This is a genomic window from Clostridia bacterium (assembly GCA_017394805.1).
Taxonomy (GTDB): Bacteria; Bacillota; Clostridia; order Christensenellales; family CAG-1252; genus RUG14300.
Window position 1 is genome coordinate 1 of the sequence record JAFPXC010000004.1, and the last position, 25,062, is coordinate 25,062.

The window sequence follows — 25,062 nt, forward strand, 5'->3', positions numbered from 1 at the left end:
GCCTTCACCATTAAGATATCGTTGAACAACGTGCTGCCGAAACTCAACAGTATACTTGTTAAACTTTTGTCCTTTTCTTGCCATATAAAAATACCTCCTACGGCTATTGTACCATAGGAAGTATTCTTTGTCCGTTTTTTTGTTGAGTGTCCCAAATGGGGTTCACTTCAGAATATCGAGGGCTTTTTGAATCGATGACTATTGGATTAGTCGCGGCCACCGCCGACGGTGCCTTTGAAGGGCAACAAGGCCATTTGACGAGCGCGTTTGATGGCGGTCGTCACGGCGCGTTGGTGTTTGGCGCAGGTGCCGGTCGAACGACGGGGAGCGATCTTGCCGTTCTCGGAGACGAACTTCTTGAGACGGTTGACGTCCTTGTAGTCGACGGTATCTTTCTTTTCCACGCAGAAGATGCAAACCTTTTTCTTGGCGGGCTTGCGGGCGGGACGTTTTGCTACTTTCTCTTCGCTATTTGCTACTTTCTTTTCCATACTTATACCTCATTGACAATTCTATTAGAAGGGAAGGGCGTCGTCTACGGGCTTCATGCCGTCGCCGATGGCGGGTTGACCGTCTTCTTCCATTGCGCCCTTCGTGGTGAGAAATTGCACTTCGTCGGCAATTATCTCGGTTACGTAACGCTTGGTGCCGTCGTTCGCGTCATAGCTGCGGTTTTGGATGCTGCCGGAGATGGCGACTTTGCTGCCTTTCTTGAGGAAACGGCCGCAGTTGTCGGCTTGGGCGCGCCAGGTGACGACGGTGAAGAAATCCGTCTCTTGCTTGCCGTAACTACGGGAGACCGCGACGGTGAACTTGCAGACGGACAGGTCGCTGTTGGTCTTGCTGAGCTCGGGATCTTTGGTAAGGTTGCCGATAAGAATAACTCTATTCATAGTACTCTCCTATTACTCGCACGCGGTGACCAACTCGCGGATGATGGACTCGTTGTTGCGCATTTGACGTTCCAACTCGGCGATGAAAGCGCCTTCGGCTTCGAACGACATCAACACGTAGTAACCTTCGGTCTTGTAGGTACCGTTGACGTTGATACGATAGGCAAACTTGCGGATACCCCATTTGTCGATGGACCGGACGTCGCCGCCGTTCTCCTTGACCAAATCGCCGAACTTGTCTACGATCTCGGTCTTCTTCTCGTCTGCCACATCGTTGTCGATGATGTACAAAACTTCGTATTTGCTCATTTTTTACCTCCTTTTGGTCTGATGGCCCCCACCTTGGCGGGAGCAAGGGGCGCGATTTTTCGCGCTGTACTATATTATAAACTGCAATATAGAGATTTAGCAAGCGTTTTGAAGATGTTTTTTCACAATATTTTGTGGATTTTTTTGCCCGAAAAATTAATAAAAAAGGGGCTTCAAAACGTTTGACTTTTCGCGGGCTGTCCTTTACAATCAAGGCATAACAAGCAACCAAACCTCGCCAATATAATTTCGGTATAAAGGTCCGTGAGTCTCTACCGTTTCGCCCAAAGGAAACGACTATTGGATAAAAGGTTCTTTTTCCCCTTTTATATTGGCAGGAACGAACGGCGTCCTGCCATTTTGATTATATGGAGTTATTGAAGCAAAAGATTCAACAAAGCGGCACGGTCATAGGGACCGACATCCTCAAGGTGGACAACTTCCTTAACCACCAGCTGGATATCGCGCTTCTGTACGAAATGGGCAAAGACGTATACGAGCACTACAAAAACTGCGCAGTTGGCAAAATCCTCACCATAGAGGCATCGGGCATAGCGTATGCCGCCATCACGGCGCAGTTTTTTGGTTGTAACGTGGTGTTCGCCAAGAAAAAGGGCTGCAAAAATCAATCCGCGGACGTCTACACCGCCAAAGTCCACAGCTTCACGCACGGCAACGACAACATCATCGCCGTCGATCGCCGCTATATCGAGGCGGGCGACCGCGTGTTGATCATGGACGACTTCCTCGCGCACGGCGAGGCGCTTCGTGGCCTTATTGAGGTGGTCAAGCAAGCGGGCGCCACGTTGGTGGGCGCGGCGGTGGCCATCGAAAAGGGCTTCCAGGGCGGCGGAGACGAATTGCGCGCCCAAGGCGTCGACGTCTACTCGCAGGCCATCGTGGAGTCCATGAGCGAGGAGACGGGCGTCACCTTCCGAAGGTAGTAATCGCACCTTTCGGGGTGCTACACATAAAACAAAAAACTTTTTATGGAGGATAAAAAAGTATGAAGAAAGTTATCATCACCATCATCGCCGTCATCGTGGTTGCTTCCCTCATGGTAGCCTGCCTCGCCGGCTGCAACGAGACGACCAACAACGGTACGACGAACAACGGGACCAACAGCGGTACCAACAACGGCACCAACAGCGGTACCAACAACGACACCAACAAGTACGAAGGTTTCAAAGTCGGTTTGATCTGCTTGCACGACAAGAACTCCACCTATGACAAGAACTTCATCAATGCCATGGAAGAAGTGCAACGCGAACTTGGCCTCACCAATGACCAAGTCATCATCAAGACCGGTATCCCCGAGGGTATCGAGTGCTTCAACGCCGCCGAAGAAATGGTTTCCAACGGCTGCAAAGTCATCATCGCCGACAGCTTCGGTCACGAGCAATACATGATCCAAGCCGCCAAGAAGTACTCCAACGTGCTGTTCTGCCACGCCACCGGTACCAAGGCTCACACCGAGAAACTCCCCAACTACGTCAACGCGTTTGCTTCGATCTATGAAGGTCGTTACCTCGCCGGCGTCGTCGCGGGTATGAAACTCGCCGAGTTGGTTGCCCAAGGCAAACCCGCCAAAGTCGGTTACATCGGCGCTTTCACCTATGCCGAAGTTATCTCCGGTTACACCTCTTGGTTCCTTGGCGTCCGCTCCATCGTTCCCAACGTCACCATGGACGTCACCTTCACCGGTAGCTGGTACGACGAGACCGCCGAGAACAACGCCGCCAAGATGCTCATCGAGACCAAAGGTTGCTCCTTGATCAGCCAACACGCCGACTCCATGGGTGCCCCCAACGCTTGCGAAGAGGCCGGTGTGCCCAACGTCAGCTACAACGGCTCCACCGCCGCTGCTTGCCCCGACACCTTCCTTGTCTCCAGCCGTATCAACTGGGCTCCCTACTACAAGTACGTCATCGACGCCAAGATCGCCGGCAAGACCACTGCCGACATCGGTTATGACTACACCGGCACCATCGAGACCGGTAGCGTGCAACTGACCGACCTCGGCACCGCCGTGGCCGAAGGCACCGCCGCCAAATTGGCCGAAGTCAAAGCCGGCCTTGCCGATGGCAGCATCAAAGTGTTCGACACCAGCAAGTTTACCGTCACCACCAGAGTGGGCGACGTGGAGACCAGCGGTCCCTTGACCACCTACAAAGCCGACGTCGACGATATGGTGGGTGACGATGGTAAGAGCGATTACGTCCATGAGACCGAAGTTATTGCGAACGGCGAGTTCCAAGAGTCCAAGTTCCGTTCCGCTCCCTACTTCGACCTCACCATCGACGGTATCAACCTGTTGGATACCAACTACGGTGACTGATTCCCTGCGAATTAACGCATCGACGAATCTTAACAACAACTGAAAGGCAAAAGGGGGCTATCGGGTTTTCCCGATAGTCCCTCAACCCTTTTTTATAACGCGCACACCCACGTTTACTTATGGATAAAAGTTTAGCAATCGAAATGGTCGGCATCACCAAGGCGTTCGGTACCAAGGTGGTCGCCAACAAAAACGTAGATATGGACCTCCGCGAGGGAGAGATCTTGTCCCTGTTGGGCGAAAACGGCAGCGGCAAGACCACCCTGATGAATATGGTCGCCGGTATTTACACGCCCGACAGCGGCAAAATATACGTGCGGGGCGAGGAGGTCGTCATCAAGTCGCCCATCGACGCATTCTCACACCATATCGGCATGATACACCAGCACTTCAAGTTGGTGGATCTGTTCACCGCGGCGGACAATATTCTCTTGGGCGAAAAAGCGGTTGGCTGGTTGCATTACAACCGCGCGAAAAAACTGCAAGCAATCGTGGATCAATACGGATTCGGTATTGATTTGTCACGCAAAATATACGATATGTCGGTCAGCGAGAAGCAGACCGTCGAAATCATCAAGGTGCTCTATCGCGGCGCGGACATCCTCATACTGGACGAGCCCACCGCCGTTCTGACGCCGCAGGAGATAGACAAACTCTTCGCGGTTTTGCGCAAAATGCGCGACGAGGGTAAGAGCATCATCATCATCACGCACAAACTCAACGAGGTGATGGCCATAAGCGACCGCGTGGCCGTTCTACGCAAGGGCGAGCACATCGCCACCGTCAATACCGCCGAGACCAGCGAAAAGGAACTCACGGATATGATGGTGGGCCAAAAGATAGACCTCAACATCGAAAGAGGCGAACCCGTCAACCCCAAACCCCGTTTGTTCATCAACAATATGAAGGTCATCAACAAAGAGGGGCGCACGATGGTGGACGACGTGTCTTTCGAGATAGACGGCGGCGAGATACTGGGCATCGCGGGCATTTCGGGCAACGGCCAAAAGGAACTTCTCGAAGGCATCGCGGGCTTGCAACCCATGGCCGCGGGCGAAGTCATTTTCCACAACCCCAAAGAAAACAGGCCCGTCACCTTCTTCCACAACGACCTCAAACAGATCAAGGCCAAAGCGGAGGCGGGTATGTTCCACTATCCCGACGGCAACAGAGTGGTCCTCAAAGGCATGAGCAACAAAGACATCGTCAAGTTGGTCAACGACGAGCAGATATTGTATTATGAGGATGAGATCATCAACCTCAAAGACAAGACTCCCCGCGAGATACAGGAACTGGGCATCAAACTTTCCTTCGTGCCCGAGGATAGACTGCACATGGGTTTGGTGGCCAGTATGAGCATCGTGGACAATATGATGCTTCGCTCCTACCGCAAGGGCAAATCCATCTTCGTCAACCGCAAACGTCCCAAACAGTTGGCCGACGACATCATCCGCGATCTCGAAGTGGTGACGCCCTCCGACCAGATCCCCGTGAGACGCCTGTCGGGCGGCAACGTGCAGAAGGTGCTGGTCGGGCGTGAGATCGCCTCTTCGCCCAAGGTGCTGATGGCGGCGTACCCCGTGCGCGGTTTGGACATCAACAGCAGTTACACCATCTACAACCTACTGAACGACCAAAAGAAGAAGAACGTGGCCGTTTTGTTCGTAGGCGAGGACCTGGACGTTTTGTTGGCGCTCTGCGACCGCATCCTGGTGCTGTGCGGCGGCAAGGTGTCGGGCGTGGTGGATGCAAGACATATCACCAAAGAAGAGATCGGTCTACTGATGACCAAAGTACCCGATGAACCCCAAATGTACCGCTATGCGGCTATCGAGAAAAAGGAGGGCGAAGACAATGACTAAAACTCGTACCAAACACGTCAGGGAGCCTTTGGTCCACCTTACTCGCCGCCTGAACGTCTCGAAACCGTACGCCTGGGGCATCCGTATCGGCGCGTTCGTGCTGTCCATTTTGGCGTGCGCCATTGTCAGCATGATATTGAGCAAAAACGTTACCTTTGGTATGTTCTTCAAGTATCTATTCAAGGGGGCGTTCGGTACGACCAAGATGACCGAGGCGCTTATCCGCGAGGTTGCCGTGCTGTTGCTGCTGGCTTTGGCCGTGACGCCTTGCTTCAAAATGCGCTACTGGAACATAGGCGGTGAAGGACAGGCAATGATGGGTGCTTTCGGATGTGCCTTGATCATTTCGTACTGCGCGGGTAAGATGTCGGTGGGCGGCGTCATCGTGCTGTCTTTCCTGACGGCGATCGCGTTCGCCATGGCGTGGGCGCTTATTCCCGCCTTGTTCAAGGCCAAGTGGAACACCAACGAGACCTTGCTCACGTTGATGTTCAACTATATAGCGATATGCCTGGGCGCTTTCCTCATCAAGAAAGTGAGCCCCAAGGGAACGGGCATTCTCAATTTCACCACGGGCACGCTGGCGTCTGTGGGCGTCAACGACGTGTGGCTCATCTTTGCGGTGGGCGTGGCGGTTACCGTATTGATGTTCGTCTATTTGAGTTACAGCAAGCACGGCTACGAAATCACCGTCGTGGGCGAAAGTCCCAACACCGCAAGATACATCGGTATCAACACCAAAAAGGTCATCATCCGCACGCTTGCCTTGTGCGGCGCGATGGGCGGCCTGGTCGGCTTCCTGCTTGTGTCGGCCAAGGACGCTTCGTTCTTGTCGGACAACACCGCGCAGTCCACCATCGCGGGCAGAGGTTTTACCGCCGTGCTTATTTCGTGGCTCGCGCAGTTCAATCCTTGGGCGATGGTGTTGACGTCGTTTTTGGTCGTGTTTATCAACCGCGGCGCCAACAACGTAGGCAGTTATGCGAGGCTTGGCAACAGTTATGCGTCGATGATGGTGGGTATATTCTTCTTCTTCATCATCGCCACCGAGTTCTTCATCAACTTCAAGATCAATTTCCGTTCCCGTGCGGAAATCGCGCGTGAACCCGACGATTTGGCAGAGAATCCGCCTAAGGCAGAGGAGCAGAGTGCATCTCTCGCGGTAGCGGCGGAAGAGGTCAAGCCCACGGGCGAAGAAGCATAAGGAGGACGCTATGAATTTCATTATCATTATCAAACAAGCCATTCGTTTCGGCGTCGTGTTCCTCTACGGCTCTACGGGCGAGACCATCGTGGAAAAATCCGGCCACCTCAACCTCGGCATCCCCGGCATCATGTGCTTAGGTGGCGTGGGCGGCAGCATGGGCGCCTACTGGGCGTACAAAGCCCTGTATCACGGGGCGCAAACGCCGCATTTGGGCTGGGTAGCCGCCGTCGTCATCTTTTCGGCCATCGCCATGGCGCTGATATTCGGCGGCGCGGGCGGCCTGTTGTACGGATTGTTCACCATCACCATGCGTTGCAACCAAAACGTCACCGGTCTTACCCTCACCACCTTCGGCGCGGGCGTGCTGGGTTTTTGGGGTACGCAAATGGGCGACAAAGAAATCAGTTTTGCACCCGTCAGCCGTTTGGCTTTTACCAAGGCGCTGTTCTTCTTCAACGGCAAAGTGCCGGATGATTGGTTCAGCACGATATTCCTGTCGCACGGCGTGTTGGTGTATCTCGGCATTCTCATCGCCATTTTGGTGGCTATTTATATCAAGTTTACCCGTTCGGGTTTGGCCATGCGCGCGGTCGGAGAAAATCCCGCCGCGGCGGACGCCGCCGGCATCAACGTCATCGCGCACAAGTACGTGTCCTGCGTGGTGGGCGCGGCCATCGCCGGCATCGGCGGCGCGTTCTATCTTTTGGACTGTACCCGCGGCTCGTTGGAGTACGTCATCGACGCGATGGGCTGGCTTGCGGTCGCTTTGGTCATCTTCTCGCTGTGGCGTCCGGGCATCGGCATTTTCGGCTCCTTCATTTTCGGCTTCCTCTACATTTTGCCCCAGTACATAGAGGGCGTGGCCCTGGCCGAGAAAGAGCTCCTCAAAGTCATTCCCTACGCGGCTACGGCTTTGGTCCTCATCGTCATCAGTTTCTTCAACAAGCGCGAGACGCAACCCCCCGCCTGGCTCGGGTTGCCGTACTTCCGCGAAGACCGATAGTCTTCGACGAAGAGAGTGCGCGGCCGTCGGTCGCGCACTTTTTTCGCGGTATATATCTTGCGGGAAAGTATAGACAAACCTATAGGTTTGCGGTATAATGGAAGCAATAATGGGGGAGTGTGCCCCAAGGAGACGGATATGAGATATTATTTGGGTATAGATATAGGCGGCATGAGCATCAAAGTCGGCGTTGTGGACGAAGAGGGCAACATTCTCGCCAAGTGTACGGACGTGACGCCCATAGGGGACGTAGACGCCGCCGTCCGCGTGATGGACAGGTTGTGTCGGCAGGTCGCCATAGACGCCGAGATACGCTGGGACGAAATAGACGGCGTGGGTGCGGGCGCACCCGGCACCGTGTGCGACGGCGTAGTGACCTACGCCACCAATTTGGGGTGGTACGGCGTGCCTTTGGCCGACCGTCTCAAAGAAGCGATGGGCAAGACTGCGGCCGTCGGCAACGACGCCAACTGCGCGCTGTTGGCCGAATGGCGCTTGGGCGCCGCGCGCGGCAAGACCAACGTGGCGATGATCACCCTGGGCACGGGCATAGGCACCGCGTTCGTGACGGACGGGCACCTTCTATTGGGAAACGGCTCCGCTTCGGGCGAGGGCGGCCATATTCGCGTCAAACAGTTGGGGCGCAAGTGCAGTTGCGGCAGAGAGGATTGTTGGGAATTGTACGCTTCCGCTTCGTCTTTGCTCGAACGCACCCGCGAATTGATCGCACGCGAGCCGCAGGGGCAATGCGCCCTCATCGCCCGCAAAAAGGGCAAAGTGGACGGCTTCGTGCTGTTCGAGGCCATCGAGGCGGGCGACCAAGCCGCCGAGCGCGTTTTGCACGATTTCCAGGTGGACGTGGCGGACGGTCTCGCCAATATCGCCAATTTGCTGCGCCCCGAGGTGATCGTGATGGGCGGCGGCATTTGCGCGCAGGATAGGCTCGTCGCGCCTCTGGAAGAAATGGTCAACGCCCGCACCTTGGGCGGCGCCAATAATCCGCACGTCTACGTCGTCAAACCCCGCTTCTTCAACGACGCGGGCATCGTGGGCGCGGCCGCGCAGGTGATGCCATGAGTCTCGACTATTCGAGCGTCTGGGCGCGGGTAGACAAGCCCGCGAGATACGTGGGCGGGGAGTATAACTGCCCCACGATGACCAAAAAGGGCGTGCGCTTTTGCTTTTGTATGCCCGACCTCTACGAGGTGGGGATGAGCAATTTGGGGCTTCGGCTTCTCTATCATCGCATCAACGATATGGACGGAGCGGAGTGCGAGCGCTGTTTTGCGCCCGCGTTGGATTGTGCGGCGCTTCTTAGGGAAGCGGGGCTTCCCCTGCCGTCCATCGAGACCAAAACGCCCCTTGCGGAGTTCGACATGGTGGGGTTTTCGGTGCAATACGAAATGCTGTACTCGAATATCCTCTATATGCTCGACTTGGCGGGCATACCTTTCTACGCCAAAGACCGTGACGAACGCTATCCCATTCTCATCGCGGGCGGGCCTTGCGCCGTCAACCCCGAGCCTTTCGCCGACTTTTTCGACATAGTGGACATAGGCGAGGGCGAGGAGATGCTGCCCGAGATCATAGAGGTTTACCGCAAGCACAAAAACGACCCCGTAGGCTACGACAAGATGGCGTTTCTGCGAGAGGTAAGCACCGTAGAAGGGGTATACGTACCCCTGCTAAACACGCCAAACGACCGCAAAACGGTCAAGAAACGCTTTTTGGACGACTTCGAGACGGCCTACTATCCCGCCGATCAAATCGTCAGCAACATCGAGATAGTGCACGACCGCGCGATGGTCGAACTCTATCGCGGGTGCGCCAACGGGTGCCGCTTTTGCCAGGCGGGCTTTTACTACCGCCCTATGCGCTACCGCAGTGCCCAAAAGGTGGCGGAGATTTGCCGCAAGGTCATAGACGGCACGGGATACGCCGAGATCTCGTTGGGCAGTTTGTCCACGGGCGACTACCCGTATCTGCGCGAGTTGCTGCGGGATCTCAAGCCCGACGTCGAGCGGCGGCACGTCAATTTGGCCCTGCCGTCCCTTCGTCTCGACACGTTCGACGGGGAGTTCTCGGAGGGTTCGCGCAAGTCCTCGCTGACCTTTGCGCCCGAGGCGGGCACGCAACGGCTACGCGACGTCATCAACAAGAATATCACGGACGAGGATATCGTTCGCTCCATGACCTTTGCCTTCCGTCAAGGGTACAACAGTGTCAAACTCTATTTTATGATAGGGTTGCCCACCGAGACGGACGAGGACCTGTTGGGCATCGCGGACACTTGCCGTCGCATACGCGGCGTATATCGCGCCGAGACGGGGCGAAAGGATATCACCATATCCGTCAGTTGCAACGTGCTGATTCCCAAGCCCCTGACGCCTTTTCAATGGGAAGCGCAGATCGACACCGAGGAGATGCTCCGCAGACAACTGCTGGTCAAAAACGCGCTCCGCGAGGTGAAGGGCGTCAGTTACCACTACCACGACAACACGGTCAGCGAGTTGGAAGGCATTTTCGCGCGCGGCGACCGCAAATTGGCGCCGGTCATCGAGCGTGCCTACCGAATGGGCGCGTGCTTCGACGGCTGGACCGAGCATTTCAAGTACGACGTGTGGAAAGAGGCCCTAAGGGAGTGCGGCATCGACGAGCGCGTCTATCTGGACGCGCAGCCCTTGGATAAGCCCCTCGCTTGGGAGTTCGTGGACTGCGGCGTCAGCCGCCGCTACTTGTTGCGCGAGCGCGAGCGGGCCTATCAAAATCAAACTACCCCGAGTTGCAACAAGGGTTGCCAAGGGTGCGGTTGCCGATGCAAAATCGTCCGAGACGGGGGTGCGGAATGATCACGTTGAAGTATTGCAAAGAAGACGCCTTGGTGTACACCTCGCATATCGACCTATTGCGCTTGGTCGAGCGCACCTTGCGCCGCGCCGACGTGGACGTGCGATTCAGCCAAGGCTACAACCCCCATATGCTGGTCAATCTCGGCATCACCTTGCCCTTGGGCGTGGGGAGCCGATGCGAATATTTCACGGCGGACGCCGAATGTACGCCCGACGACTTCCTTGCGCGCTACAACCGCGCTTGCCCCGCAGGGCTTCGGGGGCTTGCCGCCTGGCAGGTGGACAAAAACCCCAATTTGGCGGGGACGGTGGCGGCGGCCGATTACCGCATAGCGGGCGACGTGGGCGACAAAGCCGCCGCTTTACGGGCCGTTGCTCTGCGGCGTAGTTACGTCATCGACTACCCGTCCAAAAAGGATCCCGCGGCCCAAAAAGACGTGGCGCCCCTTCTATACGCCTTCGCGGCGGACTGTGGCGGTGTGGACGTGCGTATGGCGGCGGGCAACGTGACCGTGCGGCCGCAACTTTTGGTGGACGCCATGGCCAAGGAGTTCGGCGTAGCCTTCCGCGAGGGGGGCGTGGTGCGCCTGCGGCAATACGTGCGTGGTGCGGACGGTGCTTTCGTCGACGTGGACGCGCTGTTGGACGGCATAGCGCACGCCAAGGCCTATGTTTGACAGCCTGTGGTTGAGCCCCAAGGCGGGGCGTTACGCCTATTTTGCGGGCGGCAAGTTGTGGCAAGCGGACGCGCTCGCGTCGGCGGCACCCATCTTTCGCGTGCGTGTAACGCGCGCCGCTCCCGCGCTCAAAGGCGCGTTTTGCGACGCGGGCGACCGTTCGGTATTGCTGTCCTGCGGCAAAGAGCCCGTTCCCGCGGTGGGCGAGTACGTCTACGTGCAGGAAGAAGAGGCGGCCTCGGGCACCAAGTTGGCGGTGTGCGGGCTTCATCCCGTCTTGGCGGGCGATTATGTGCTGTACTATCCCGATAGAGCGGGGCTGCGGTTCGCCAAAGCGTTGTCCCAAGAGGTGCGCACGGCGTGCACGGCGGCTTTCCCCGAAGGGGTGGGGTGCTTGGTACGCACCTCGGTAGGCGTGCAAGACGTGCCCAAGGCGCTCGAAGAATTGCACGCCATACAGGCGCTATGGTACGAAAAAAACCGATACGTAGGGGTAGGATTGGTGCACAAAGGCGCGGTGGACTACCGCAGATATATGCGCGCCGCGAGGGAAACGACGACGGACGACCAAGCGCTTGCCGAGCGGTACGGATTGCGCTACGCCCCCGACCTCGCCCTTCGCTTCGAGCGCGAAGTGGATCCCGTGTTGGCGGGGCTTCACCGCGTGGTGACGGCGGGCGACGTGGAATTGGTCGTCGAGAAGACCGAAGCCGCTTGGGTGGTGGACGTCAACGGCAAAGGCCACGCCCTCGATACGCCCGACGGCAACGCCGCCTTGGCGGTCAACCTGACGGCGGGCGAGGAGATACTGCGGCAGATCAACCTCAGGAATATGACGGGTATGATATTGGTGGATTTCGTGTCCATGCCCGCCAAATACAACGAAACGTTGATGGCGGCCTTGCGCAAAGCGGCCGAAACGGACGAACGACTGCGCGTCGTGGATATGACGGCGCTGGGCGTCGTCGAAATGACGAGAAGTCACAGATAAGGAGGAACGATGGAAAAGACGAAAAGAAGCAAAAGCGATATTGCGACCACCGTTTTGTGGGTGTTGGCCCTCGCGTGCATGGTGGCGGGCGGCGTGATGATCATCGTGGGCAGTCGACCCTTGCGAGAATATATCACCGCCCTGTTGGGCGCCGCATTCAACGGCGGCGGGTTGCCCGATACGCCCACGTTGCACGATTTCGGCGTGGCCATCGGCGGCATCGTAGTGCTACTCGCGGGCATTGCCTTCGTGTACGCCGCCAATATCGTCAAGAAAAACGCCCGTCGCGCCCAAGCCGAAGAGGCCAAAAACGCGCAAATGCTCATGCAACTCAACCAAGGGTACGTCAAGGACGAAGCGCCCGCCGAGGAAACGCCCGCGGACGAAACGCGCTACGCGCATTTCTGTTTCCGTTGCGGCAAGCCCATCGAAAAAAAAGAATACAACTATTGTCCCTATTGCGGCACCACGGTGGCGCGGTTGGATAGGGAGATGGCCGATTTGGCACAGCCTATCGACACCAAGGATATAGAGGTGACGGACGAGCCCATGTGGGGCAGAATGCCCGTCGAAGAGGGGCAGAACGCCCCCAAAGCGCCGCGCAAGTGCTTGTATTGCGGCAACGAACTGAAAGACGGAGAGGAGGCCTGTCCCATTTGCGGGCATAAAATGAGATATGAGTAAATTCGTATTGTATGCAAGGATAGACGGGGGATGGGCGGATTTTGCCGAGTTCGACGACAAAGAGGGCTTCGTCGCCTCGATCGAGCGCTATTTCGATATGAAACGCGCGGAAGGCAAGGAATTGGATGACGCGGACGCGGTATTGGGCTTGTTTGCGGGCCCCTGCCTCGTGTTGCGCAAGAAATTCGGCCTCGTCAAGCGCGCGTTGAGCCGTCACAGTGAGATCGGCTTCGCCGCCGAGTTGGCGGACGCCATAGACGCCGCCAAAGGCGAGGGCGCCGACGCCGTGGGTTGGGGCGCGGACGATATGGAAGACGTACCGCCGTACGATTTCGGCGATATGGTCGTATAGGGGGAAATATGAAGAGAACGATATGGATTTTGTTGACGGTATTGCTGGTAGCCGCCCTCGCCGCGACGTTCGCCGCGTGCGATTTGGTGGACAAAGTGCTGCAAAAGGCGGAGCAGATCGTCGAAGATATGGAAAAAGAGGCCGAAAAGGCCGAACAAGAAGAAAACGGCGGCCAAACGGACGCCTCTGACCCCACCGACGGCACGGGTACCAACGCGCAAAACGGCGGTCAAAGCGGGCGCACCGAGGACAAGACGGACGTCGAGGCCAAGACGGGCGACGTGGTGCTGGAGGAGGGAGATTTGAGTTTCCACTTCCTCACGCTGGGCAACAACCGCACGGGCGACAGCACCTATATCAAGATAGGGGACGTGGATATTCTCATCGACGCGGGTAGCCGTCAAAACTCCGCCGCCACCATCATCGAGTACGTCAACCGCTACTGCACGGACGGCAAGTTGGAGTACGTCATCGCCACTCACGCCCATCAGGATCACCTGACGGGCTTCTACGGATTGAAGGGCAAGGACGGCAACTACGCGGGCGTGTTGCACGCCTTCGACGTGGGCACCATCATCGAGTTTGCCCGCACCAACGCCACCTCGGGCGTGTACACCAACTACTGCGCGGCGCGTGATTACGCGGTGACGAAAGGCGCCAAAGCCTACACCGCTTTGGAGTGCTGGAACAACCAAAAGGGCGCGCAACGCAGTTATACGCTGGCCGAGGGCGTGACGATGGACGTGCTGTACCAAGACTACTACGAGAAGGACAGTTCGGACGAAAACAACTACTCGGTATGCGTGATGTTCAACTACGGCGACAGCCACTACCTTTTCACGGGCGACCTCGAAAAAGAGGGCGAGAGCAGTCTCGTGGAGAAAAACGAATTGCCGCATTGCAAGTTGTTCAAGGGCGGCCATCACGGCTCCTACACGGCCAACACCGCCAAATTGATGCAGGCCATTCAGCCCGACGTGGTGTGCGTGTGCTGTTGCTGTGGCTCCAAGGAATATACTTCGGTCAATGAAAACACCTTCCCCTCGCAGGCTTTCTTCGACCGCGTGCTGCCCTACACCGACCGGATCTTCGCCACCACGCTGACCGAGTTCGTGCCCTCCGAGGACGACGATGACGAATTTGACGAGGTGGCCAAGGATATGAACGGCAACATCGTGGTGGTGACCGATGGCGCCACGCTGTCCGTCAATTGTTCGGGCAACGCCACGCCCGTACCCTATACCGAGTGGTTTGCCTCCAATCGCACCTGGCCCGAGGGCGCGCGCGCCTTGTACGACAAGCCCGTCGAGGGGCAGAACGAGCAAAGTCCGCCCGCCGAGGGTGAGCAGCAACCCGCCGAGGGCGACGGACAAGAGCCGCAAGCGGGCGGGGGCGGCGAAGCGTAACGACGCACCCGAAAAGGAAGTTCACGCTTTGCGTGAAACGCAACCCAAACGAAAGGAAAACGCACGACAAAACGCTTCGCTCGATAGGGCGAAGCGTTTTCGTATGCGCCGGCTATGCCGACGCGATCGCTCTTGGTCGTTGCTCTATCCCGCCACCACTTAGCGATTTTCACGCAATGATCGGTTGCTTTTGCCAAATCGCGCAAAAAGCCCGAGAAAACGCGGCGGCAATCAATTTCGGTATCGACAAACGCGGGATTATTTGCTATAATAGACGTATTCCACGCTGTAGGAGAAATGCGTATGTGGTTGTCTATTTTGGCTTTTGTGATCAGTCTCGTGCCGTCTGTGTTGATCGTCGTATGGATGTTCCGACGGCGCAAGGACGATTTGGCATACAAAAAAGGGTGTAAGAGCGCGTTGATACGGGGCTTGGTCTCGGTGTTGCCCATCTTGCTCGTTTCGGGCGCGCTGTATCTCGCCACCAGGGTTTTCAAATGGGCGGGGATAGCGGATATGCCGCCTTTGCTCTATGCGGCAATCTACAATTTCATCGTATTGGCGTTTGCCGAGGAATTGGTCAAGTATCTCTCGTTTCGCTTTTTGCTCAAAAAGAAGAGGGGCAACTATTCTTGGGCGGACGTGGTGGCCTTTATGGTCATTATCGGCACGGCTTTCGGCCTTGTCGAAGATATACCGTACGCTATCGGCGCCAACGTCATGACGATGTTTGTCCGCGGCCTCACGATGGGGCACGTGGGCTACGCGCTCATCATGGGTTGGTTCTATGGCAAAAGATTGCAAACGGGCAAAAAAGGCTATGACGTATTGGCCTTTTTGGTGCCGTGGGCCATTCACGGGTTGTACGATTTTTCGCTGTCGCAAGAGTTGATGGCCGTCAACGAAAACTTTATGTTCTTGGGCTTGGGGCTTGCGGCGTTGAGCCTTGCGCTACTCATCGTGATGATTTGTTTCTTCGTGCGGGTGCGCAAACGCAACCTCGAAAAGTATTTGACGCCCGTGATCTTCGCCGCGGAAACGGTTGAGGGCACGGAAGAGACCGAGGACGGAGCGGAAAGTCCCTCCGCAACCGAGGCCACGACCGAAACGGCCCAAACCGAAGTCGCCGCCGAGGCGGAGCCGTCGGCGGACGACGGGACGAACGACGTTCCCCGTGGCAATGGGGACGGCGGCACGACGGAATAGCGCGTATTATCGGGGGAAGGGCGGCGGTATGAACGAGGTCAAGACGACGTTGAAGAGAATGGCGGTCTACTATTTGCTGTTGGCCGTCAATATCGTTTTTTCCTTGGAGTTTTTCAATCGCCATTTCCCTGTTCGCAACCTTCCGACTATCTATTTGTTGGTGCTGTCTGTGTGTTTGGTGCTATACTACGCGCATCGCGTCACGCCTACGGGCGACCTGGCGGTCTTGATAAAAGGGCTGTCCGTTATGGGGCTTTTGCTGATATTTTTGCGCGGCGTCAAATACAGCGCGTTCGCCGAGGTGGGGGCGCTGGCGCGGCACACTTGGTATCTCTATTACGTGCCCATACTGCTGCTGCCGCTGTTTTTGTTTTACGTTTCGCTGTTGGTTTCGTCCAAGGAGCGCGCGCACATTCCCAAGGCCTGGTATTGGACGCTCGCGCTGACCGTCGCCCTCGTCGTATTGGTGCTGACCAACGACCTGCATCGACAGGTGTTTGATTTTCGGGCGGATTTTGCGAATTGGGACGGGGATTACACGCGCGGCTGGCTGTTTTACGTGCTTACCGCGTGGCAATTCGTTCTGTATCTCGCCGCCATCGTCGTTTTGGTGGTCAAATGCCGCGTGGGCGACGCCAAAAAGAACGCCTGGCTCATTGCGATCCCGTTGGCGTTGGGCGTGGTGATGTATGCGTTGCTGTTCGTCGATACCATCGTTATCGAGTTTCCCGAGGCGCACCTCTTTACGGTGGCCGTCGTGTTGGAATGCTGTATGCAGTTGGGGCTTATCCCCACCAACACCGACTACGGCAAACTCTTCCGCAACCTATCCATCTCGGCGCAGATCACCGACCGCAAGGGCACGCCCGTGTACGTGTCGGCGACGGCAACGCCCCTTTCCGTCGAACGATTTACCCTGCCCGAGGGGGCGCGTATCGGTGAGCATACGGTGCTGCACAAAATGGCCATATCGGGCGGCTACGGTTTTTGGCAGGACGATATGACCGCGCTCGACCGATTGAACGACGAATTGGCCGAAGCGAAGGAAGGCTTGGCCGAAGAGGTCGAACTGATACGCCTGCGCAACGAACTTCGGGCAAAACAAACCAAAATCGAACAACGTACGCGGGTGTACGACGCCATCGCGCGGCGCACGCAACGGCAATCCCAGACCATTTCGCGCTGGGCCGAGGCGGCTCGCTCGTGCGACGACGTGGCCGTAAAAGACGCGTATCGCCGCCGCGTCACCTTTTTGGGCGCGTATATCAAGCGGTACGCCAACCTGATGTTGTTGGCCGAAGAAAGCGACTGCGTTGAGGTGGGCGAATTGGGGCTTTCGGTGTCCGAAACCTTGCGCTATCTCAACTACTGCGGCATTCCGTCCGAATATATCGGCGGCACCGTCGGTAGGGTGCCGTCCGCGGCGGCTCTTGCCGTGTTCGAGGCGTTCGAGTGGCAGGTGGAAACCAATCTCGCCCGCCTTGCGGGCGTATTCGTCAATTTATCCATAGGGGAGCGCGTGCTCTTCAAAGCCGCATTGGAAAACGCCGCCGAAGACCTTTCGCCCGAAGCGGCGGAAAAACTGCGCGCGGCGGGGGTGACGTGGGAAAGCAAGCGCGAGGACGACGTGACCTACGTTTGCTACGCTTTGCCCAAAGGAGAAGAGCCATGAGTCCGTTTGCCTCGTTGACCGCGCTCGAACGGGCGTTCTTCGCCCTTTGGTCTCTTTTGTTGTGCCTCGCGTATATCGTCGTGGCGGTGCTCGGCGTGCGCAAGAAGCGCTATCGCTTCACCGTGACGGCGTTGCCGACTTTTGCGCTTGCCTACTTCGCGTGGCAAGTGATATTCGATTTCGCTTTGGACGGGCGGGGCATCGAATCGGCCGCCGCCGTCAGCCGTACCTTGTGCGCCCTGCCGTGGGGCGCGTGGTGCGGCGCTTTGGGTGCGCTCACCGTGGTGGCGTGCGTGCTGGCGGCGTTCTACCTTCGCTATGCGAAAACGTCCATAACGCCCGACGCCATCAAGGACTACCTCGACCGTATCCCGTGCGGCGTGTGCTGTTGGCTGGACAACGGGCGCGTGCTGTTTTCCAATATTTGCATGAACGAGTTGTGCGTGGCGTTGACGGACGGGCCTTTGCGCAATGGTAATTCGTTCGCCGAGGCCGTGGCGGGCGGGCTGAAAGAGGCGGACGGCAAAATGTGGCGTTTCGCGTGCCGCGAGGTCGTCTACGGCGGCGAGCGTATGCGCGAAATGATCGCCTCGGACGTGACCGCAGAGTACGCCAAAACCCAAGCGCTCGAAAAGGACAAGGCCGAATTGTCGCGTATCAACCGCGAACTCAAAGAATACACCCTCGGCATAGACGAAACCGTCCGCAGGCAAGAGATATTGCAGGCCAAAGTGAACATTCACGACGAGATGAACCGTTTGATGCTCACCACCGTGGCGGCCGAAGACGGGGACGCGGCGGCCATGGACGCCATCTTCGCCTTGTGGGAGCAGAACGCCCTTTTGCTGTGTATGGACGCGGAAGACGCGGCGGACGAGGTGGCCTCGGCGCGTATCGAGGCGCTGGCCGAAGCGTTGCGTATTCGGTTGACGTGGGCGACGGACGTGCCCCTTTCGCTCGACGAGGGGCGGCGCGGACTGGTGTATACGGCCGCGCGCGAAGCGTTGGCCAACGCCGCCAAGCACGCCCACGCTACCGAGATGGCGATCGCTTTCGACGAAACCGAGGATGGCGTAGACTGCCGCTTCGTCAGCGACGGCGTAATGCCACAAGGCGCGGTGACCTTTACGGGCGGATTGGCCAATCTGGCGCGGCTGGCCGAAAAAGAGGGCGCGGCGGTATCCGTTGCGGTGGGCGAACGCTTCACGCTTTCGGTGCGGTTTCCCCGTGAAAAACAGCCGAACGGCTGATGCGTCGCCCGCGGGCGGTGTGGTAAAATACCAAAAAGGAGGTGCGGAATGGCGTACAAAGTGCTGATCGTAGAGGACCAGGATATACCGCGGGAACTCTTTGAGATTTACGTTAGGGCAAGCGAGCGATTCGAGCATCTCTTGTCCACCTCCAACGCGTCGGCTGCACTCGCGGTGTGCCGCAACAACCAAGTAGACCTCGTGTTGATGGACGTGATGACCGAGTTGGAGCACAGCGGGTTGGACGCGGCCGAGGAGATCAAGCGGCAATTCCCCCATATCAAGATTATCGTCGTCACCTCTATGCCCGAATACTCTTGGCTGTCGCGGGCGCGGGCCATCGGCGTGGATTCGTTTTGGTACAAGGACGGGCAGAAAAACAGCCTTCTTGACGTGATGGAGCGCACGATGGCGGGCGAGCGTATTTACCCCGACGAAACGCCCCTCATCCGCATAGGCAACGCCACCAACCACGAGTTCACCGAGCGTGAGTTGGACGTGCTCAAGGAGTTGACTACGGGCGATACCAACGCCGAGATCGCCGAGCGGTTGTTTATCTCGGTGGCCACGGTCAAGAGCCATATCCAGCACCTGATGGAGAAGACGGGGTTCAAAACCCGCACCGAGTTGGTGTCCGAGGCGCGCGGATTGGGCATCGTCATCAAGGACAAGCGGGAAGGGTAGCGCGCCGCAAGGCGAGGTTGCCCGAGACTTCGCGATAGAAAGCCCCAAAGGGATTTGAGAGATACCTCAAAGAGGAATGCGAATAGAGAGCGGTGCGCGGTAGCGCCGCTTTTTTCGTATCCGCGCGGCGGTGTTTGCGGAATAAACGCGGCGAATATCATTCTATCGGCTGATGCGGGCGGATTTTTATTTTGATACAATATAATCGGAACAACAGTTTTATATTTCCCCGCGCGTAAGCGTAAAGAAAAACAACAAATCAAACTTAGCAAATCAACAAGGAGCGTGTTTTATGAAAAAAAGAATGCTATTCGTTATCGTTGCCGTTATGATGGCGTTGGTCGTGGCCCTCGCGGCCTGTGAGACCGACATCAACAACGGCAAAATCGACGTGGATCCCGAAATCCTCGATCAACTGCCCTGCACCGTAGAGGTGACGGGACTCGAAGAGGTGACGGGCACGGCCAAGGTCGCGCTGCCCGACAAGACGGCGGAAGCGGCGGCTTTGGCGGCGGTCAAAGAGACCTATTATGTGGCCGAAGGCGCTACCACCTACGCGGTGGATGTCAAGATCGAAAAGGACGGCAAAGAGGTGAAGGTCGGCAAGCCCGTCACCGTGTCCATCGAACTCAAAAACCCCGCGTTGCCCCTGGACCAATACGAGGTGTTCCACGTGCACGACGGCAAGGCCGAGCAAGTGGTCTTCCGCGTAGACGGCAACAAGATCGTCGTCACGGTGGACAACTTCTCCATCTTCGTGGTGGTGCCCGCCCACGTCCACGCCTACGGTGATTGGACGACCGAGGCAGAAGCGGATTGTGCCAATCCCAAATACGAGCAGCGTGTGTGCGTATGCGGCGCGAAAGAGACCAGAACGGTGGGCGAAGCCCTCGGTCACACGGACGAAAACAAGGACGAACTTTGCGACCGTTGCGGCGCGAGTTTGCACGTCCACGCCTATGGCGCGTGGCGCGTAGCGACCGAACCTACCTGCACCGAGAAGGGCGTTGAAGTGCGCGAATGCGCTTGCGGCGCCAAGGAAACGCAAGACGTTGAGGCCCTCGGTCACGACAAGACGCATCACGAACTCGTGCCCGAGACCTGTACCGAGGACGGCAACGTCGAATACTTTACCTGCGCGCGTTGCGGCAAGGTTTTCCTTGACGCGGAATGCACCGAAGAGATAACTCTCGAAAGCACGGTCATCAAGGCTACCGGCCACGTGGACGCGAATGAGGACGGCAAATGCGATCTTTGCGGCGCGGCGATGGGCGAAACGCCCGAAGTGCCCGAAGCGCCTTGCGCCGTAGCGGCCATTGGCGCGAACGGCAGCGTGGTGACCGCCGACGTGCAAGCGTTGTCCGCGGCCGACGAAAAGGCGGCGATGGACAAGATAGCCGTGGAATACTATATCGACGAGGGCGCCACGGTCTACGCCGCGGACATCTCGGTCAAGGGTGCGACGGCGGGTAATGCGGTCCGCCTGAGCGTCACGCTCAAAAACCCCGCATTGTCCCTCGATCAATACGTCGTGTATCACGTTCTCCAAGACAGAGTGGACCAAATCGTGCCCACCGTCGACGGGGACGCTCTCGTCTTTATGGTCGATTCCTTCTCGCCCTTTATCTTCGGGCCCAAGCACTTGCACACCGCAAGCCCCGTCATCACCGAGACCCCCGCGGATTGCACCAAGGACGGCGCGGGCTACACCGAATGCGTCAAGTGCAAGAAGCTGCTGAGTACGGTCGTCATTCCCGCCCTCGGTCATATCGACGAGAACAAGGATGAAGTCTGCGACCGTTGCGGCGAGACTATGCACGAACACGTCTACGGCGAATGGGCCGTCACTGCGCTCGCCTCCTGCACCGAGAACGGCGAAATGCAACGCGAGTGCGCCTGCGGCGCGACGGAAACCAAAGTCGTGTACGCGCTCGGCCATATCGACGAAAACAAGGACAACTACTGCGACCGCTGCGGCGCGGATATGGACGTCATCTACACCGCGATGATCGGCAAGGTGTACGTCTTCGACCGCGTCACGGGCGATGGCATCGCTCAAGACGCCTACGACGACGCCTATGCCGGCGCGACCGTTTCCTTCTTCGCGGGGAAACACGCGGAATATCACACCTACAAAAACGTGCGCGGCTCGGTGGCTATAGACTACGAAGTGGTGCTTTGCGGCAATTATACCATCGTGGACGGCGTCATCACCCTCACGACCGTCAACCGCTACCTTGACGGCGAGCAATTCAACGGCTATCTGCCCACCGTCACCTTTAGCTACGACGACGCCGAGGACGAAGTGTCCATCGTGGCGGACGACGGCATGGGACACCAATTCACCTGCTACTTCGCCTACGACAGCGAAATCACCGCCACGCAGTATACCCCGCCCGCCTTGGCGGATAATTGGGACGCCGCCAAGATAGAGGCCGCGTTCAAACTCGCGGGAGCGGACAAGGATTACACCTTGCCCAAACTCGACTATGTGGACGAAATGACCGTGTCCGAGCCGGTGGACGCCGTCATCACGATCACCTGCCTGATGGCGTCCAAATCGAGCGGCTTCACCACCGCTTCCACCTACGTGAAAGGCCTTGCGAGCGCGTTCTACGCGTACAAACTCAACGATACCGACGGCTATCTCACCGCCAACAGCGAGTGCTTCTTCACCGCCAATGCGCAGTACGTGGGGCAAACCCCCGCCGTGATCATCACGGTCAGGCAATTCGCGCCCATGTATCCCGCCGCGGCCATCACCGCCTACCTCGAGGCCAACGAGATCACGGACGAGATCATTTCGTTTATGAACCAATGGGCCGTGGCGTACGAGTTCAGTTCGGGCAAGACGACGCAACTCGTCCTCAGCCTGCGCACGGACGCCGACGGAGCCGAGGTGGCCGCCACCTTGCGCAATAGATTGAAGACCGAAAAGGGCTATGACGACCTCACCGGCCCCGATGGCACCGTCTATCTGTCTTCGGCCAACAAGCAAATCGTCTTCACGGTCGTATCGGGCGAATCGCCCGCCGTGGAAGTGGTCTTCTTGGACGAGAGCGCGTTGCCCATTTTGAATTATCCCGCCGCGGCGATCGAGGCGTGGCTTATGGGCACGACGGACGACTTCGTGGAAGTTTCGGACGAGTTGGTCACCGAGTACAAACTCTATTACGAGCACGACGACAGTTACCGCGCGGACGTGTTGCGCGTGGTGGGTCTGTTGCCCAAAGCGGTGGACGGCGAGCCCATCGCGGACGCGTTCGCCGAGGACTTCGCTGCCGCGGGCTACAAGTACACTTCCTTCTTCATCCGTTTGAGCGAGGAAGATTCTCCCACGCCCGTGTTTGCCTGGGTTTCGGCCAACAAACAGATCGCGGTGCTTTTGTCGGGATTCAGCGCGGAGTATTTGCAGAATAACGGCTACGGCGGCGACTTCGCCTACTACAACGTGACCATCATCAACCTGACCACCATCGAGAACGCCAAAAAGTCCTTCCTCACCTCGTTGCTCGTGGACCATCAACTCGGGCAAGACGTGTACGACAAGGGCAGCGAGTTCGCCTTCCGCGGCAATATCGCGTTGGGCTACCGCGACGCGAACGATATCGGCACCGCCTACTATACGTTCAATTCTCAGTTGAGTTGGTTCTTCTCCGAGAGCCTGGACAACTACTTCGACTTCGACCTCGGCGCGGTGAATATGAACGAGGGCGGCGAATATACCGTGGGCGTCAGTTTCAAGGCCAATGCGGACATCAAGGGCACCTTCACCATCAAAGTCTTCGCGATGACGAGCATTACGGCGGAGTATAGCGGCGTGAAGAAGGACGGCAGACCCTACTACATCGGCCTGGCGATCCAATATACCTCGGAGGCCACCTTCAAGGGTAAATACACCGTCACGCGCCACTTCTCGGACGGCACCAGCAACACCGTAGCGGGTACCGAGTGCGACTTCAGCAAGGAAGACGTGGACGTCACCAAGGGTATTCAAAACCTCACCATCAGCCACACCTACAAGGGCGTCACCTGCACCTGCGACGTGGAGATAGGCGTGTATATGGGCTACAAATTCTCCGACCAGACCTCGTGGGACGTCACGGCGGACGGCGCCTACTTCGCTATCTACGCCATCGGCGGCTCCTATGGCGAGGGCACCTGGACGACGGTCAACCGCACCGAACGCGGTGACTTCGGTTCGGATCTGTTCGTGGATATGACCGAGTTCTATATCGTGCGCCTCAACCCAGCCTACGACGTCTTTGGTGAAACGGTCTACGGCCTCGACAGCGAGGGCGTGGTGTGGAATAAGTCCGCCGCCATCGGCGCCAACCAGACCTCGGGCACCTTTACCTTCCTCGGCTGAGCCGCAGGGTAGGGGGCTTGCCCCGCAAAACCGCGCCCACAGTGGGCGCACTTCAAACGAAAAAACCTCTTGCCGCATCGCAAGAGGTTTTTTATTGCATTCGTTTTCCAAAGCGTTGTGAACGATGCTCGGAAGCGCTCAGGCGCAGTTCGTGCGAGGATTTAGCGTGCAATCCGATACTGCTCCCATCCGTCCTTTTCGCCTATACATTGAAATCCGACCTTTTCGAGGACGTGTTGGCTACGGGTGTTTTTGAGGAGCGTATACGCGTACACCGTATCTACGTTCAGATTGTCGAAGGCGTATTCTATGGCCAGCCGCGCGATCTGCGTGCCGTATCCCCGTCCTTTCACCGAGTCGTTCTGCATGTGGAAGCCGAACTCGCATTGTCGTTTTTCTTCATCTATGTTTTTCAGTTGCACGTGCCCGATAGGCCGCCCGCCCATCATGGCCACCAACTCCAACCTGCCCGGTACTTGCTTGCGGTCATAAAAATTGTCGGCCCCTTCTTCGCTGTACGCGTAGGGGCGGAACGAACTTTCGTCCTCGCACGCGGCGGGGTCACTCTCGTGTTCGCGAAAGAACCGATGGCAAAGTTCTCTCGTCATAAAACAAAGGCTTATTTCTTCCACATTGATTCACCACACCTATAGATTAGGTTTATACGACTAAACTTCCTTTATAATAATTTGTTTTCCTATCTCTTTAGCATAATTACTTTCAAAAGCGCAGTATTTTGAATGTTTATAATTCTCAGAATCCACAATACGTTGCCCGATGCTTCTGCAAACCGGAATTTGTGTTATTGTTCACAGCTTCAGCACTGCGACGATCTCATCGCCGTCCATCTCGCCCGTCTCCTCAAAACCGAATGAGGCGTACAACTTTCTTGCTATCTCGTTCTCGGGTTCGTAGGAGATCCAGCAGAACTCCGCCTTGCCGCAGGGCCACGTCCTGATGAAATCGAGCGCAAGCTTCAGCGCTTCTCTGCCGTAACCACGGCCTTGATAACGCTTGTCGATCATAAAACGCCAGATCTCGTAATTGTCTTTTTCGACGCTCACTCCGTCCTGATCCGCGTTCTCACCGTAGCCTATCTGGATGAAGCCGACAAGCCGTTTGTCATTGTAGATTGCGAAAGGAAATACATGCCCGCCGCACATCATGGTAACATACGCTTCGGCAATGCTGTAACAGTTGCTCGCCACAAAGGGGTATTGAACCTTTTTTACCTTGAGTTCAAAGACGTCGTCAAAGTTCTCATAGGTAAGCTTTTCAAGATGTATCATAATGCTGACCTCCGTAAATTA

22 protein-coding genes and 1 riboswitch are annotated in these 25,062 nt (G+C 57.2%); of the genes, 17 read left to right on the plus strand and 5 right to left on the minus strand.

All coding sequences use genetic code 11. The features are described from left to right. Positions 1-206 precede the first annotated feature (206 nt). Genes II896_00925 through rpsF form a run of 3 tightly spaced genes read right to left on the minus strand, consistent with a single transcriptional unit; the run spans position 207 to position 1,202 of the window. The gene (locus II896_00925) at positions 207-491 is read right to left on the minus strand and encodes a 30S ribosomal protein S18 (GenBank protein ID MBQ4443208.1); all 285 of its coding nucleotides are present in this window, start codon (positions 489-491) and stop codon (positions 207-209) included. Between the two features lie 24 nt (positions 492-515). Next, a complete protein-coding gene (locus II896_00930; GenBank protein MBQ4443209.1) occupies positions 516-893 on the minus strand; it encodes a single-stranded DNA-binding protein in 378 nt (125 codons plus the stop codon). 12 nt (positions 894-905) lie between these two features. Further along, positions 906-1,202, minus strand: coding sequence for a 30S ribosomal protein S6 (gene rpsF, locus II896_00935; protein ID MBQ4443210.1), 297 nt, complete (start codon positions 1,200-1,202; stop codon positions 906-908). A 219-nt stretch (positions 1,203-1,421) separates the two neighbouring features. Continuing rightward, a riboswitch (purine riboswitch) is annotated at positions 1,422-1,522 on the plus strand. Between the two features lie 48 nt (positions 1,523-1,570). Between rpsF and II896_00940 the strand changes: the two genes are divergently transcribed. The 17 genes from II896_00940 (at position 1,571) to II896_01020 (ending at position 23,752) form a co-directional block, all read left to right on the plus strand. Then, positions 1,571-2,146 carry a xanthine phosphoribosyltransferase gene (locus II896_00940; protein MBQ4443211.1) on the plus strand — a complete coding sequence of 192 codons (576 nt, stop codon included), beginning with the start codon at positions 1,571-1,573 and terminating at the stop codon, positions 2,144-2,146. Between the two features lie 62 nt (positions 2,147-2,208). Then, positions 2,209-3,540, plus strand: a complete 1,332-nt coding sequence (locus tag II896_00945) for a BMP family ABC transporter substrate-binding protein (GenBank protein ID MBQ4443212.1) — start codon at positions 2,209-2,211, stop codon at positions 3,538-3,540. Between the two features lie 119 nt (positions 3,541-3,659). Next, positions 3,660-5,402, plus strand: a complete 1,743-nt coding sequence (locus tag II896_00950) for an ABC transporter ATP-binding protein (protein ID MBQ4443213.1) — start codon at positions 3,660-3,662, stop codon at positions 5,400-5,402. Beyond that, entirely contained in the window at positions 5,395-6,606 is a 1,212-nt protein-coding gene (locus tag II896_00955) for an ABC transporter permease (GenBank protein MBQ4443214.1), read from the plus strand. Before II896_00950 ends, II896_00955 begins: the two co-directional genes overlap by 8 nt. Positions 6,607-6,616: 10 nt before the next feature. Further along, complete coding sequence (locus tag II896_00960) at positions 6,617-7,612, plus strand: ABC transporter permease (protein ID MBQ4443215.1); 996 nt, start codon at positions 6,617-6,619, stop codon at positions 7,610-7,612. 138 nt (positions 7,613-7,750) lie between these two features. Next, a complete protein-coding gene (locus II896_00965; protein ID MBQ4443216.1) occupies positions 7,751-8,689 on the plus strand; it encodes an ROK family protein in 939 nt (312 codons plus the stop codon). Further along, positions 8,686-10,461: a TIGR03960 family B12-binding radical SAM protein gene (locus tag II896_00970; GenBank protein MBQ4443217.1), complete on the plus strand. Its 1,776-nt coding sequence runs from the start codon at positions 8,686-8,688 to the stop codon at positions 10,459-10,461. The genes II896_00965 and II896_00970 overlap by 4 nt, the downstream gene beginning before the upstream one ends. Next, positions 10,458-11,138 carry a DUF2344 domain-containing protein gene (locus II896_00975; GenBank protein ID MBQ4443218.1) on the plus strand — a complete coding sequence of 227 codons (681 nt, stop codon included), beginning with the start codon at positions 10,458-10,460 and terminating at the stop codon, positions 11,136-11,138. Before II896_00970 ends, II896_00975 begins: the two co-directional genes overlap by 4 nt. Beyond that, the gene (locus II896_00980; protein MBQ4443219.1) at positions 11,131-12,129 is read left to right on the plus strand and encodes a ribonuclease E/G; all 999 of its coding nucleotides are present in this window, start codon (positions 11,131-11,133) and stop codon (positions 12,127-12,129) included. Before II896_00975 ends, II896_00980 begins: the two co-directional genes overlap by 8 nt. Before the next feature lie 9 nt (positions 12,130-12,138). Further along, the gene (locus II896_00985; GenBank protein MBQ4443220.1) at positions 12,139-12,813 is read left to right on the plus strand and encodes a zinc ribbon domain-containing protein; all 675 of its coding nucleotides are present in this window, start codon (positions 12,139-12,141) and stop codon (positions 12,811-12,813) included. Further along, a complete protein-coding gene (locus II896_00990; GenBank protein ID MBQ4443221.1) occupies positions 12,806-13,165 on the plus strand; it encodes a hypothetical protein in 360 nt (119 codons plus the stop codon). Before II896_00985 ends, II896_00990 begins: the two co-directional genes overlap by 8 nt. A gap of 8 nt (positions 13,166-13,173) precedes the next feature. Next, entirely contained in the window at positions 13,174-14,571 is a 1,398-nt protein-coding gene (locus tag II896_00995) for an MBL fold metallo-hydrolase (GenBank protein ID MBQ4443222.1), read from the plus strand. 303 nt (positions 14,572-14,874) lie between these two features. Further along, entirely contained in the window at positions 14,875-15,777 is a 903-nt protein-coding gene (locus tag II896_01000) for a PrsW family intramembrane metalloprotease (protein MBQ4443223.1), read from the plus strand. 28 nt (positions 15,778-15,805) lie between these two features. After that, positions 15,806-17,449 (plus strand): hypothetical protein, encoded by a 1,644-nt coding sequence (locus tag II896_01005; protein MBQ4443224.1) that lies wholly within the window; start codon positions 15,806-15,808, stop codon positions 17,447-17,449. Next, a complete protein-coding gene (locus II896_01010; GenBank protein MBQ4443225.1) occupies positions 17,446-18,699 on the plus strand; it encodes a hypothetical protein in 1,254 nt (417 codons plus the stop codon). Before II896_01005 ends, II896_01010 begins: the two co-directional genes overlap by 4 nt. A gap of 48 nt (positions 18,700-18,747) precedes the next feature. Then, the gene (locus II896_01015; GenBank protein MBQ4443226.1) at positions 18,748-19,383 is read left to right on the plus strand and encodes a response regulator transcription factor; all 636 of its coding nucleotides are present in this window, start codon (positions 18,748-18,750) and stop codon (positions 19,381-19,383) included. Positions 19,384-19,675: 292 nt separating this feature from the next. Next, positions 19,676-23,752, plus strand: a complete 4,077-nt coding sequence (locus tag II896_01020; protein ID MBQ4443227.1) for a hypothetical protein — start codon at positions 19,676-19,678, stop codon at positions 23,750-23,752. Positions 23,753-23,913: 161 nt separating this feature from the next. Here II896_01020 and II896_01025 read toward each other — a convergent pair whose 3' ends face one another. Together II896_01025 and II896_01030 are read right to left on the minus strand one after the other, a co-directional pair. Further along, the gene (locus II896_01025) at positions 23,914-24,360 is read right to left on the minus strand and encodes a GNAT family N-acetyltransferase (GenBank protein ID MBQ4443228.1); all 447 of its coding nucleotides are present in this window, start codon (positions 24,358-24,360) and stop codon (positions 23,914-23,916) included. 201 nt (positions 24,361-24,561) lie between these two features. Beyond that, positions 24,562-25,041: a GNAT family N-acetyltransferase gene (locus II896_01030; protein ID MBQ4443229.1), complete on the minus strand. Its 480-nt coding sequence runs from the start codon at positions 25,039-25,041 to the stop codon at positions 24,562-24,564. Positions 25,042-25,062 lie beyond the last annotated feature (21 nt).